The following is a 12819-nucleotide window of genomic DNA, read 5'->3' as shown; positions in this document are numbered from 1 at the left end:
CCGCTTGACCTTTCACCCCAACAGCGACACTTAGGTGCCATGGTTACACTCCTCGACACGGTCACCCAGGGCAACTCGCAGGCCGAGCGGCCCCGCCACCCGGAAAAGGCCCACCGGCCCGACAACCCGATCCAGCGCAAGCCTGCCTGGATCCGGGTCAAGGCGCCGACGTCTCCCGTCTACCGGGAAACGCAGCAGGTGGTGCGCTCGAACAACCTCGTGACCGTCTGCGAGGAAGCGGGCTGTCCGAATATCGGCGAGTGCTGGTCGAAGAAGCATGCCAGCTTCATGATCCTCGGCGACACTTGCACCCGCGCCTGCGCCTTCTGCAATGTGCGCACCGGCATGCCGGGTCCGGTCGATCCGAAGGAGCCGACCGGCGTTGCCGAAGCCGTTGCGACGATGGGCCTGGAGCATGTCGTCATCACCTCGGTGGACCGCGACGATCTTGCCGATGGCGGCGCCGGCCATTTCGCCGAAGTGATCCAGGCGATCCGCGAGCGTGCGCCCTCGACCACCATCGAGGTGCTGACGCCGGATTTCCTGCGCAAGCCCGGCGCCCTGGAGACGGTGGTTCGCGCGCGGCCCGACGTCTTCAACCACAATCTGGAGACGGTGCCGTCCAAGTATCTTACGGTGCGTCCCGGTGCGCGCTATTTCCACTCCATCCGCCTGCTGCAGCAGGTCAAGGAGATCGACCCGAGCATGTTCACCAAGTCGGGGATCATGGTCGGTCTCGGCGAGGAGCGGAACGAGGTTCTGCAGCTGATGGACGACCTGCGCACCGCAGATGTCGACTTCCTGACCATCGGCCAGTACCTGCAGCCGAGCTCCAAGCACCATGCGGTTGCGCGTTTCGTGACGCCGGACGAGTTCACGGCGTTCGAGAAGATCGCCTATGCCAAGGGCTTCCTGAAGGTTTCGGCAAGCCCGCTGACCCGTTCGTCGCATCATGCGGGCGAGGATTTCGCCGATCTGAAGCGCGCGCGTGCCGCCAAGCTCGGGCAGGCCGCTTCCGCCTGATCTTCCGGCCCGGCCACGCGCCGGGCCGTCGACACGAGAAAGACGCAGGACCGAAAGTCACATGCCGTCATTCCAGACCGTCCACAAGGTGGATCACAGCAGCGAAGACATGTTCGCTCTGGTCGCCGATGTGGAGAAATATCCCGAATTCGTACCGCTTTGCGAGAAACTGCAGGTGAGGGGGCGCAAGGACCTCGGCGAAGGGCGCGAGATGCTCGTGGCCGACATGACCGTCGCCTACAAGCTGTTCCGCGAGACCTTTACCAGCCGCGTGACCCTGGACCCGGCGGCCGGCCGCATTCTCGTCGAATATCTCGACGGGCCGTTCCGGCATCTGGAGAATGTCTGGACATTCAAGCCGATCGGCGAGAGCGCCTGCGAGGTCGGGTTCGACATCACCTACGAGTTCAAGAGCCGCACGCTGAGCGCGCTCATGTCGGCGATGTTCGATCGCGCGTTCCGCAAGTTCTCGGATGCGTTCGAGGCGCGGGCCGACGTCGTCTACGGCTCTTCGAGCTGACGTCAGCGCGCGTGATAGGATGAAGACGCTGCGCCGGAGTTCCCGTATTTGGAGAACACCTGCCGGATATAGATGAAGCGCATGCGGCGGTTCATCGCCTCTTCGCTGGCGCGCATCACTTCCGCATTGGTGCCTTCGATGCCGATATCGGCGAGCTTGACCTGCTCGTTCGGCTCCTCGCAGATCCGGTACCAGCCCTTCCCCTGATTGATTTCCAGACCGACATCGCGGCCTTCCTCGGCCTCGTAGTTCATCCAGGCGACCGTTGCCGCGCGGGCGTAGTAGGCCTGGCCGCAAAGCGCGATTTCGTAGAGATTCTCGCCGGCTCGCGTGAACACCTTGTGGCTGCCATAAAAAGAGCCGTCGGAATGGCGCGAGATCATATGGATGTCGCCGGCAAGGGCACCTGCGGGCAGGGCAATTGCGAGCACAAAGGTCAGGCAGGTCTTACGCATGTAACATGTCCCTGTTTGAACAGGACCTTGGGTGCATTCCCCAGAAAAAACAATTAACCGGGGAAAAACCTTGCCGATGTGGTCAGTCGCTCGTTTCCCGAGCCGATAAAACTTTAGCGATGGACTGCGACAGGCCGGCCAGCGCGCGCTCCACCGTGGCAAGTCGCACGTCGCTGCGCCCGATATCGCCGAAGCGCAATTCCTCATGATGGGTCGGCAGGCCCCTGGCTGCCAGCGCCATGTGGACGAGGCCGACCGGCTTGTCCGCCGAGCCGCCGCCCGGCCCGGCGATGCCGGTGACCGCAACGGTGATGTCGGCGCGGGATTCGGCAAGAGCGCCTTCCGCCATGGCGATGGCGACGTCGCGGCTGACCGCGCCGACGCGGGCGATCAGCTCGGCCGGCACGCCCAGCATGTCGCTCTTCGCCTCGTTCGAATAGGTCACGAAGCCGCGGTCGACTGCCGAGGAGGAGCCGGCGATTTCCGTGAGCGCTCCGGCGATGAGGCCGCCGGTGCAGGATTCGGCCGTAGCCAGCATCAGCTTGGCGGCGCTTGCCTCGCGGATCACCCGGGCGGCGCTGTCCTCGATGCGGGCAAGATCGGTCACGGCCTGGCTCCTTCGGCAAGTGCTTCGTCGTCGTCCTCGGCCGGCAGGCGCACGGTGGCGGTCGCCAGGGCTGCGATGCCTTCCTCCCGGCCCGTGAAGCCGAGCCGTTCCGACGTGGTGGCCTTTACCGATACCCGGTGCAGCGGTACGCCGCAAATCTCGGCGATACGCGCGCGCATCGTCTCGCGATGCGGGCCGATCTTCGGGCGCTCGCAGACGATGGTGACATCGAGATGGGAGATGCGGCCGCCGCGCTGGCGCAGGCGGTCGACCGCGTAGATGAGGAACTGGTCGGACGGCGCACCGCGCCACTGCGGATCGCTGGGCGGGAAATGATGGCCGATGTCGCCATCGCAAATGGTCGCCAGCACCGCGTCGGTGAGGGCGTGCAGCACGACGTCGGCATCGGAGTGCCCCTTCAGAGCGCGGTCATGGGGGATGGTGATGCCGCCGATGATAACCCCGCTGCCGGCTTCGAAGGCGTGCACGTCGTAGGCGGTGGCGACCCGCGTTTCCATCTCCATGTGCTGCTCCCTGGCGGCGTTGTCGAGGCGGCGCAGGTCCTCCGCCGTGGTGATCTTGATGTTGCCGGTCTCGCCGGGTGTGATCACGACCTGCAGGCCGACCCACTCGGCAACGGCCGCATCGTCGGTGAAGGAGGTCCGATCTTCGCGCGCCGCCGCCTCATGCGCGGCCAGAATGTCGCTATAGCGGAAGGCCTGCGGCGTCTGTGCGGCATAAAGCCCGCTGCGCTCCACCGTGCCGAGGATTGCACCGCTCTCGCCGTCCGCGCGCTTCAGCGTGTCGGAAACCGGGACGGCGGCGATTGCCGCACGATGGCCGTTCACGATCGCGTCGATCGAGGCGTTTACAACGTCCTTCGAGACGAAGGGGCGGGCGCCGTCATGGACGAGGACAATGTCGGGGGCGAAGTCTTCCAGCGCACGCAAGCCGTTCAGCACCGTTTGCTGGCGTGTGTCGCCGCCTTTGGCGGGCGGCAACAGGCGCGGATCGGCGAGGCCTGAGATGCTGTCGGCATAACGCGTGTCGTCGCTGTCGCCGATCAGAACCAGAACGGCGGAGACGCGCTCGCAGGCAAGCGCAGCCTCGATTGTGCGTCGCAGCACAGTCGCGCCGCCAAGCTTGCGGTACTGCTTGGGCAGGCCGCCGCCGGCGCGCAGGCCCTTGCCTGCGGCGACGATAATCATCGCCGCACGGGCGGGAGCGCTTGGCGGGAAGGTGTCGGGCACGGTCATCGTCATGTCCGGTCGTCAATGCGGATGCGGCGGTTTTGACGGTTTCGCCGCGCATCCACAAGGCTTATGTCGGACGCGCGAATTTCGCACTTGCAGCGTAAACGACATTGTCTATTCTGTAGGCACAGTGGAAAGTGCACATCATATGAGCATTCAGCAGGGCGGCGCCAACGGCCGCGGCATCAGGATCGGGACTGTCGAGAGCGCCAATCGCGTGTTTCTCGCCCCCATGTCCGGCGTTACCGATGTGCCTTTCCGGCGTCTGGCGCACCGCTTCGGCGCCGGGCTCGTCGTTTCCGAGATGGTGGCGTGCGAGCAGCTTGCCGAAGGCAATCCCGAAACGCGCTTGCGCAGCGAAGGCATCGACGGCGCGCCGCATGTGGTGCAGCTCGCGGGCCGCGAGGCCCACTGGATGGCGGAAGGGGCGCGCCTGGCGGAGGCCGCCGGCGCCGATGTCATCGACATCAACATGGGCTGCCCGGCCAAGAAGGTGACATCCGGCTATTCCGGCTCGGCGCTTATGCGCGATCTCGACCATGCTCTGACCCTGGTTGAGGCGACGGTCGGCGCGGTCTCCGTGCCGGTGACGCTGAAGATGCGCCTCGGCTGGAATCACGACTCGCTCAACGCGCCTGAGCTTGCCGCGCGGGCGGAGGCGGCCGGCGTTGCGATGATCACCGTGCACGGCCGCACCCGCTGCCAGTTCTACAAGGGGCAGGCGGACTGGGATGCGATCCGTGCGGTGCGTGAGCGGATTTCCCTCCCGCTCGTCGCCAACGGCGACTGCGCCTCGGCAGACGATGCGCGCGAGATGATGAGCCGTTCCGGCGCCGATGCAGTGATGGTCGGGCGCGGCGCCTATGGCCGGCCGTGGCTGCCGGGAGCAATCGCTGCCGAGCTCGACGGCCTGCCGGCTCCCGACGTTCCGTCCGGCGCGGCGCTTGGCGAGCTCGTTTGCGAACATGTCGAGATGATGCGCGAGCTCTATGGCGCGCAGAAGGGTCTGCGGCTCGCGCGCAAGCATATCGCCTGGTACCTCGATGCCGGCGCTGCCGCGGTTCCCGGCGAGGTGCGCCAGAAGATCCTCACATCGGAAGACGCCGGCTTCGTTGCCGCGAGCCTTCGCGCATGCTTTGCGGGCGAGCCCGAGACCGTATCCAGCCTGGAGGCCGCCGCATGAGAGGCGCACGCGAAGCCGCCGCCGGCCCGATCCCCGGCACAAACGGCCAGATCCTCGACGCCCTGCCGCATCCGTTGATCCTCGTCGACCCGCAGGGGCGCATCGTCGAGGCCAACATGGCGGCCGAAAGCTTCTTCCGCGCCAGCGCGCAGGTGCTGCGCCGGCATCCGGTCTCCCATTTCGTGCCCTTCGGCAGTCCGCTCCTGATGCTGATCTCGCAGGTGAGAGAGCGCGGCGCGCCGGTCAACGAATACAAGGTCGACATCAGCTCGCCGCGTATCGGCGCGGAGAAGATCGTCGACATCATCGCCGCACCGGTGACCGACCGGCCCGGCGCCGTCGTGCTGATGCTGCAGGAGCGCGGCATGGCGGAAAAGATCGACCGCCAGCTGACGTCCCGCGGCGCGGCGCGTACCGTTTCCGGTCTTGCGACCATGCTGGCGCACGAAATCAAGAACCCGCTGTCCGGCATTCGCGGCGCGGCGCAGTTGCTGGAGGCTTCGGCCGCCGAGGACGACCGTCCGCTCACCCGGCTGATCATGGACGAGACCGACCGGATCGTGAAGCTGGTCGACCGGATGGAGGTGTTCTCCGACGAGCGGCCCGTGGAACGCGAGCCGGTCAACATCCACGTGGTGCTCGACCATGTGCAGCGCCTCGCCAATTCCGGCTTTGCGCGCAACATCCCGATCAATGTCGAATACGATCCGTCGCTGCCGCTGGTCCTGGCCAACCGCGACCAGCTGGTGCAGGTGTTCCTCAATCTGGTGAAGAATGCCAGCGAGGCGGTGGCGGGCGAGCCGACCGGCGAGATCACCCTGACCACAGCGTATAGGCCCGGCATCCGCCTGTCGGTGCCCGGTTCGCGCGAACGTGTGAGCCTGCCGCTGGAATTTTGCGTGCGCGACAACGGTCCCGGCGTTCCCGAGGATCTGCTGCCGCATCTCTTCGACCCCTTCGTGACGACCAAGGCCAACGGCTCCGGCCTGGGGCTCGCGCTCGTCGCCAAGATCATCGGCGACCACGGCGGCGTCATCGAATGCGACAGCCAGCCGGGCCGCACCGTTTTCCGCATCCTGATGCCCGCCTACGCGACGCAGGACGAAATCTGACCTCTGGGACACCGACCATGCCGACCGGGACCATCCTCGTTGCCGATGACGACGCCGCAATCCGCACGGTGCTGAACCAGGCGCTGTCTCGGGCCGGTTACACCGTCCGGCTCACCTCCAACGCGACCACGCTCTGGCGCTGGGTCAGCTCGGGCGACGGCGATCTCGTCGTCACCGACGTGATGATGCCGGATGAGAACGCCTTCGACGTCCTGCCGCGCATCAAGAAGCTGCGCCCGGATCTGCCGGTCATCGTCATGAGCGCGCAGAACACGTTCATGACGGCGATCCGGGCCTCGGAGAAGGGGGCTTACGAGTATCTGCCCAAGCCCTTCGACCTGAAGGAGCTGACGAGCATCGTCGGCCGCGCCCTGTCCGAACCGCGCCGGATGAAGATCGACGAGCCGGAGGAAGCGGGCGAGAACATCCCGCTGGTCGGCCGCTCGCCGGCCATGCAGGAAATCTACCGGGTCCTCGCCCGGCTGATGCAGACCGACCTGTCGGTGATGATCAACGGCGAGTCGGGAACAGGCAAGGAACTCGTCGCCCGCGCCCTGCACGACTACGGCAAACGCCGCAACGGCCCCTTCGTTGCCATCAACATGGCGGCGATCCCTCGCGACCTGATCGAGGCAGAGCTGTTCGGTCACGAGAAGGGCGCCTTCACCGGCGCGCAGCAGCGCTCGGCCGGCCGCTTCGAGCAGGCCGACGGCGGCACGCTGTTCCTCGACGAAATCGGCGACATGCCGATGGAGGCGCAGACGCGGCTCCTGCGCGTGCTGCAGCAAGGCGAATACACCACCGTCGGCGGGCGCGTACCGATCCGCACCGACGTGCGCATCGTCGCAGCCACCAACAAGGACCTGCGCCAGCTGATCAATCAGGGCCTCTTCCGCGAGGACCTCTACTACCGCCTCAACGTCGTGCCGATCCGGCTGCCGCCGCTGCGCGAGCGCATCGAGGACATCCCGGATCTGGTGCGGCATTTCTTCACGTTGGCCGAGAAGGAAGGGCTGCCGGCCAAGCAGATCGAGACGGCTGCCATCGACCGGCTGCGCCGCTACCGCTGGCCGGGCAATGTGCGCGAGCTGGAAAACCTCGTTCGTCGCCTGTCCGCACTCTATCCGCAGGACGTCATCTCCGCGGCGCTGATCGACCAGGAGCTCAGCCAGCCGGCGCCCAACGTCGAGGAAGAGGAGAATGCACAGATCGACCTGTCGGGCTCGGTCGAGCGCTATCTCAACACCTACTTCCAGGCCTTTGGCGACGCGCTGCCGCCTCCCGGTCTCTATCACCGCATCCTGCGTGAGGTGGAGTATCCGCTGATCGGTGCGGCGCTCGCGGCAACGCGGGGCAACCAGATCAAAGCGGCAGAGCTGCTCGGGGTGAACCGCAACACATTGCGCAAGAAAATCCGGGATCTCGACGTCCAGGTGATCCGCTCCAACCGCTGACGCCGGCTTCACGCGGCGGCATCTCTGTCGTAATTTGGCAACATTGTGTGGTAAGGGTGCCGCATTCCCAGCACCCATCCCGCCTGGGCCGATTCTAGCAACGGTTGCCGATTGTGCTTGCCGAGAGAACCAGCGGAGCAGAGTCCCCGTCCGACAGCGGTCGGAGCGGGTTGCGTGTGCGTCGCATCGGCCTCGTGCTGGTCATCGTCTCGCTGATCTCCATCACGCTGACCTTCTTCGTGTTGATGGGCGTGACGCCGATTGCGCCGGACGGACCCGTCGCGCAGGTCGCGATGGTGATCAACGGCGTTCTGGTCGCTATCCTGCTGTTGCTGATCGGGCTCGAGTTCGCGGCGCTGCTGCAGGCGCGCAGGCGAGGGCGGGCCGCGGCCCGGTTGCACGGTCGCATCGTGACGCTGTTCAGCGTCGTCGCGGCGGTGCCGGCGGTTCTGGTCGCCATCCTTGCCACAATCACCCTCGACCGCGGCCTCGACCGCTGGTTCGAGGACCGCACCCGGCTGATCATCGACAATGCGCTGACCGTTGCGCAGGCCTATCTGCAAGAGCACGCGCGCGTGCTGCGCGGCGATCTCATCGCCATGGCCAACGATATCGACCGGGCCAAGGCGGTCTACGACTTCGAGCCGACGCGCTTCGACAGCTTCTTCCAGACGCAGACCACCTTGCGGGCGCTCGGCGGCGCCTATCTGATGAAGCCCGACGGCACGGTGATCACCCGCGTCGTCGTCAACCCTGACGTGGAAGTGATCCTGCCGCCGGTCGAGGCCTTCGGCCAGGCCGCGGCCGGCGAACCAGTGCTGATCGCGCCGGGCGTCTCCAACCTCGTTGGCGGCGTGATGAAGCTCTCCGCCTATGACGACATGTATCTCTATGTCACCCGCGCGATGGACAAGCGCGTGGTCGACTACATGCGCCTGGCCGAGGATGGGGCCAGCCAGTACGGCCGGATGGAGCAGAGCCGGTTCGGCGTGCAGGTGGCCTTCGCGCTCGTCTATACCGGCGTCACGCTGGTGCTGCTGCTGTCGTCGATCTGGATCGGCTTCGGCTTCGCCAACCAGCTGGTCTCGCCGATCCGCCGGCTCATCGGCGCCGCCGATCAGGTGTCCAAGGGCAATCTCTACGTCCAGGTCGAGACCGACAAGTCGGCCGGAGACCTTGCCAATCTCGGTACGACCTTCAACAACATGACGGCGCAGCTGCGTGGCCAGCGCGACGCACTGCTGGCGGCGAACGACCAGATCGACCGCCGCCGCCGCTTCACCGAGGCGGTGCTGTCGGGCGTGACGGCCGGGGTCATCGGCATCGACGACACCGGACGCATCACGCTGGTGAACCGCTCCGCCCTGTCGCTGCTCGACGTCAGCGAGAGCGCGCTGCTGGACGAGCCGGTCGGGCGCGTGGTGCCGGAGCTCGCCTCCGTCGTGGAGGACGTGCTGGCCCGCGCCGACGACCGGATGGCCGAGACGCAGGTCTCGCTGCACCGGCATGGGCGCGAGCGCAGCGTCAACGTCCGCGTCACCAGCGAACAGTCGACGCGCAGCGAACACGGCTTCGTGATCACGCTGGACGACATCACCGACCTCGTCACCGCCCAGCGCACGTCCGCCTGGGCAGACGTCGCGCGCCGCATTGCCCACGAGATCAAGAACCCGCTGACGCCGATCCAGCTGTCTGCGGAGCGTATCCGCCGGCGTTACGGCAAAACCATCGTCGACGACGACCGTACCGTGTTCGACCAGTGCATCGACACGATCATCCGCCAGGTCGGCGATATCGGCCGCATGGTCGACGAGTTCTCGTCCTTCGCCCGCATGCCGAAGCCGACGATGAGCACCAGCGATCTGCGCACCACCGTGCGCGAGGCGGCTTTCCTGCAGAGCGTCGCCAATCCGGACATCTCGATCCGCACCGATCTGCCGGAGGTGGCCGTCAAGGCGCGGTTCGACCAGAGGCTGGTCGGGCAGGCGCTGACCAACGTCATCAAGAACGCGACGGAATCCGTACTGGCGGTGCCGGCCGACAGCGGCAGCAAGGGACGGATCGACGTCACGGTGCACCAGAACGGCGAGACCATCGCCATCGAGGTGGTGGACAATGGCATCGGTCTGCCGGTGGAGAACCGTCAGCGGCTGCTGGAGCCGTACATGACGACGCGGGACAAGGGCACCGGCCTTGGTCTCGCAATCGTCAAGAAGATCATGGAAGAGCATGGCGGCGGCATCGAGCTTCTCGATGCGCCGGTGCGAGACGAGAGCATTGGAGGCGGACGAGGGGCCATGGTCCGCCTTACGATGGTACGAAACACGGCGGATCTTCCGCCAGACGCAGGCGAGGCGTCCGTGACCCCGGAGACGGTTGCTACAGATGGCGTATGATATCCTGATCGTTGACGACGAGGCCGACATTCGCGACCTCATCGCCGGCATCCTCGACGACGAGGGCTACAAGACGCGCACGGCCGGCGACAGCGATAGCGCGCTCGCCGCGATTCAGGAGCGTCGACCGTCCATGGTCGTGCTGGACATCTGGCTCCAGGGCAGCCGGCTGGACGGGCTCGAGCTGCTGGACGCCATCAAGGCCCAGGACCCGGAGCTCCCCGTCGTCATCATTTCCGGTCACGGCAATGTCGAGACGGCGGTTTCGGCCATCAAGCGCGGCGCCTACGACTATATCGAGAAGCCGTTCAAGGCCGACCGGCTGGTGCTGATCACCGAGCGCGCGCTGGAGGCCACTTCGCTCAAGCGCGAGATCAAGCAGCTGCGCCAGCGCAGCGGCGATGCGCCGGAGCTGCTGGGCGCCAGCAGCGCGATGAACAACCTGCGCCACATGATCGAGCGTGTCGCCCCGACCAATAGCCGGGTGTTGATCATCGGTCCTTCGGGCGCCGGCAAGGAGCTGACCGCCCGCACGATCCACGCCATGTCGCAGCGCGCGCGCAATCCCTTCGTGGTGATCAACGCGGCGACGATCACGCCCGAACGCATGGAAGAGGAGCTCTTCGGCATCGAGGATTCCGACGGGCGGATCCGCAAGGTCGGCGCGATGGAAGAGGCCCATGGTGGCACGCTCTACATCGATGAAGTCGCCGACATGCCCTACGAGACCCAGGGCAAGATCCTGCGCGTGCTTGTCGACCAGACCTTCACCCGTGTCGGCGGTGTCGGCAAGGTCAGCGTCGATATCCGGATCCTGTCCTCGAGCGCGCGCAACCTGGAGGGCGAGATCTCCGAGGCGCGCTTCCGCGAGGACCTGTTCCACCGGCTGGGCGTGGTGCCGCTGCAGGTGCCGCCGCTGGCCGAGCGGCGCGACGACATTCCGGATCTCGTGCGGTTCTTCATGGAGCAGATCTCGGCGTCGGCCGGCTTGCCGATCCGCAAGATTGGCGAGGATGCGATGGCGGTGCTGCAGGCCCACGACTGGCCCGGAAACGTCCGCCAGCTGCGCAACAACGTCGAGCGCCTGATGATCCTCACGCGCGGCGATCCGGAGGCGGTCATCACCGCGGATCTGCTGCCGGGCGAGATCGGGGCCGACGTGCCGAGCCTGCCGACCAACGGCGGCGGCGAGCACCTGATGGCGCTGCCGCTTCGGGAAGCGCGCGAGATGTTCGAGCGGGACTATCTGCAGGCCCAGATCAAGCGTTTCGGCGGAAATGTCTCGCGCACGGCGGAGTTCGTCGGCATGGAGCGGTCCGCCCTGCACCGAAAGCTGAAGTCGCTCGGTCTTTCATAGCCGTGACGACGTGGTAGGTTCCGGATTGACCGGACACCTTGAAGGGACTTCGATCCGATGAGAGTGGTGATTTGCGGCGCCGGCCAAGTGGGCTACGGCATTGCCGAGAAGCTTGCGGCCGAACAGAACGATGTCTCCGTCATCGATTCCTCGCCGCGGCTGATCAACGCGATCCGCGATACGCTCGACGTGCGCGGGTTCGTCGGCCATGGCGCGCATCCGGACGTGCTGGCGCAGGCCGGTGCGGACCAGGCCGACATGCTGATCGCCGTCACTCTCTACGACGAGGTCAACATGGTCGCCTGCCAGGTGGCCCACTCCCTGTTCAAGGTGCCGACCAAGGTGGCGCGCGTGCGTGCGCAGAGCTATCTGAAGCCGCATTGGAGCGATCTGTTCTCCCGGGACAACATGCCCATCGACGTGATCATCTCGCCGGAGATCGAGGTGGGCGAGATGGTGCTGCGCCGCCTTGCGCTTCCCGGTGCGGTGGAGACCGTGCGCTTTGCCGACGACCAGGTGGTGGTGGTCGGGCTGATCTGCCGGGAGGATTGCCCGGTGGTCAACACGCCGCTGCGCCAGCTCACCGAGCTGTTTCCCGATCTCGGCGCGGTGGTCACCGGCGTCTTTCGCGGCAACCATCTCTTCGTGCCCAAGAGCTCCGACACGCTGTTCGTGGACGACCTCGTCTATGTGGTGGCGCGGCGCGACCAGGTGCGGCGGACGCTGGCGATCTTCGGCCATGAGGAGCCGGAGGCGACCCGCGTCGTCATCGCCGGCGGCGGCAATATCGGCCACTACGTCGCCCGCACGCTGGAGCAGCGCCAGTCGGCCGCCAAGGTCAAGATCATCGAGCATTCGCGCGAGCGGGCGCTCAGCATCGCCGACACGTTGAAGCGCGCCGTGATCCTGCATGGCAGCGCGCTCGACCAGGGCATTCTCAAGGAAGCCGACATCCAGGACGCGGACACGCTGATCGCGCTGACCAACGAGGACGAGGTCAACATCCTGTCCTGCGTCATGGCCAAGAAGCTCGGATGCAAGCGCAACCTGTCCCTGATCAACAATCCGAGCTACCCGACCTTCGCCCATGCGCTCGGCATTGACGCCTTCGTCAATCCGAGGCAAGTGACGATCTCCAAGATCCTGCAGCATGTTCGGCGCGGCCGTATCCGCGGCGTCCATGCCCTGCAGAACGGCGCGGCCGAGGTGATCGAGGCCGAGGCGCTGGAAACCTCGCCGCTGGTCGGCAAGCCGTTGCGGGAAGTCGACCTGCCCGACGGCATTCGCGTCGGTGCGGTGTTCCGCGACGGGACCGTCATTACCCCGGACGGCTCGACCGTGATCCGCGCCCATGACCGCTGCGTGCTGTTTGCCATCGCGGAGCGGGTGCGGCAGGTGGAGCAGATGTTCCGCGTCAGCCTGGAATTCTTCTGATACGCGGCCGGGCCGCCGCGTTCCG

General features: G+C 66.2%; 11 protein-coding genes. 8 read left to right on the top strand and 3 right to left on the bottom strand.

The genetic code is table 11. The features are described from left to right. Positions 1-39 precede the first annotated feature (39 nt). Together lipA and BBX35_RS01295 are read left to right on the top strand one after the other, a co-directional pair. Positions 40-1023, top strand: a complete 984-nt coding sequence (gene lipA, locus BBX35_RS01300; RefSeq protein WP_067215139.1) for a lipoyl synthase — start codon at positions 40-42, stop codon at positions 1021-1023. A 61-nt stretch (positions 1024-1084) separates the two neighbouring features. Continuing rightward, on the top strand, positions 1085-1543 hold the full coding sequence (locus BBX35_RS01295) for a type II toxin-antitoxin system RatA family toxin (protein ID WP_067215138.1): 459 nt from the start codon (positions 1085-1087) through the stop codon (positions 1541-1543). A 2-nt stretch (positions 1544-1545) separates the two neighbouring features. Here the strand turns inward: BBX35_RS01295 and BBX35_RS01290 are convergent, their stop codons facing one another. The 3 genes from BBX35_RS01290 to BBX35_RS01280 form a co-directional block, all read right to left on the bottom strand. Further along, the gene (locus BBX35_RS01290) at positions 1546-1998 is read right to left on the bottom strand and encodes a hypothetical protein (protein WP_067215135.1); all 453 of its coding nucleotides are present in this window, start codon (positions 1996-1998) and stop codon (positions 1546-1548) included. Between the two features lie 82 nt (positions 1999-2080). Continuing rightward, positions 2081-2587: a CinA family protein gene (locus tag BBX35_RS01285; protein ID WP_425274568.1), complete on the bottom strand. Its 507-nt coding sequence runs from the start codon at positions 2585-2587 to the stop codon at positions 2081-2083. A gap of 14 nt (positions 2588-2601) precedes the next feature. Next, complete coding sequence (locus BBX35_RS01280) at positions 2602-3861, bottom strand: bifunctional 2-C-methyl-D-erythritol 4-phosphate cytidylyltransferase/2-C-methyl-D-erythritol 2,4-cyclodiphosphate synthase (RefSeq protein ID WP_244271546.1); 1260 nt, start codon at positions 3859-3861, stop codon at positions 2602-2604. A gap of 145 nt (positions 3862-4006) precedes the next feature. Between BBX35_RS01280 and dusB the strand changes: the two genes are divergently transcribed. From dusB to trkA, 6 genes are all read left to right on the top strand, one after another. Then, the gene (dusB, locus tag BBX35_RS01275) at positions 4007-5041 is read left to right on the top strand and encodes a tRNA dihydrouridine synthase DusB (protein WP_067215131.1); all 1035 of its coding nucleotides are present in this window, start codon (positions 4007-4009) and stop codon (positions 5039-5041) included. After that, positions 5038-6153, top strand: a complete 1116-nt coding sequence (locus tag BBX35_RS01270; protein ID WP_067215129.1) for a two-component system sensor histidine kinase NtrB — start codon at positions 5038-5040, stop codon at positions 6151-6153. The genes dusB and BBX35_RS01270 overlap by 4 nt, the downstream gene beginning before the upstream one ends. Positions 6154-6170: 17 nt before the next feature. Beyond that, a complete protein-coding gene (ntrC, locus tag BBX35_RS01265) occupies positions 6171-7607 on the top strand; it encodes a nitrogen regulation protein NR(I) (protein ID WP_067215126.1) in 1437 nt (478 codons plus the stop codon). A 170-nt stretch (positions 7608-7777) separates the two neighbouring features. After that, complete coding sequence (locus tag BBX35_RS01260) at positions 7778-10003, top strand: sensor histidine kinase NtrY-like (RefSeq protein ID WP_208979735.1); 2226 nt, start codon at positions 7778-7780, stop codon at positions 10001-10003. After that, entirely contained in the window at positions 9993-11360 is a 1368-nt protein-coding gene (ntrX, locus tag BBX35_RS01255) for a nitrogen assimilation response regulator NtrX (RefSeq protein ID WP_067215123.1), read from the top strand. The genes BBX35_RS01260 and ntrX overlap by 11 nt, the downstream gene beginning before the upstream one ends. Before the next feature lie 57 nt (positions 11361-11417). Continuing rightward, entirely contained in the window at positions 11418-12794 is a 1377-nt protein-coding gene (gene trkA, locus BBX35_RS01250; RefSeq protein ID WP_067215121.1) for a Trk system potassium transporter TrkA, read from the top strand. Positions 12795-12819 lie beyond the last annotated feature (25 nt).

Origin of the sequence: Stappia indica, from assembly GCF_001696535.1 — a bacterium.
Taxonomy (GTDB): Bacteria; Pseudomonadota; Alphaproteobacteria; order Rhizobiales; family Stappiaceae; genus Stappia; species Stappia indica.
This window is presented reverse-complemented; position numbering and strand designations above follow the sequence as displayed.

Bases quoted from the DNA above. Each gene is read 5' to 3' on its own strand.
- BBX35_RS01295 (WP_067215138.1), top strand. From the start codon at position 1,085: ATGCCGTCATTCCAGACCGTCCACAAGGTGGATCACAGCAGCGAAGAC.
- dusB (WP_067215131.1), top strand. From the start codon at position 4,007: ATGAGCATTCAGCAGGGCGGCGCCAACGGCCGCGGCATCAGGATCGGG.
- trkA (WP_067215121.1), top strand. From the start codon at position 11,418: ATGAGAGTGGTGATTTGCGGCGCCGGCCAAGTGGGCTACGGCATTGCC.
- BBX35_RS01280 (WP_244271546.1), bottom strand. From the start codon at position 3,861: ATGACCGTGCCCGACACCTTCCCGCCAAGCGCTCCCGCCCGTGCGGCG.
- ntrX (WP_067215123.1), top strand. From the start codon at position 9,993: ATGGCGTATGATATCCTGATCGTTGACGACGAGGCCGACATTCGCGAC.
- BBX35_RS01290 (WP_067215135.1), bottom strand. From the start codon at position 1,998: ATGCGTAAGACCTGCCTGACCTTTGTGCTCGCAATTGCCCTGCCCGCA.
- BBX35_RS01270 (WP_067215129.1), top strand. From the start codon at position 5,038: ATGAGAGGCGCACGCGAAGCCGCCGCCGGCCCGATCCCCGGCACAAAC.
- lipA (WP_067215139.1), top strand. From the start codon at position 40: ATGGTTACACTCCTCGACACGGTCACCCAGGGCAACTCGCAGGCCGAG.
- ntrC (WP_067215126.1), top strand. From the start codon at position 6,171: ATGCCGACCGGGACCATCCTCGTTGCCGATGACGACGCCGCAATCCGC.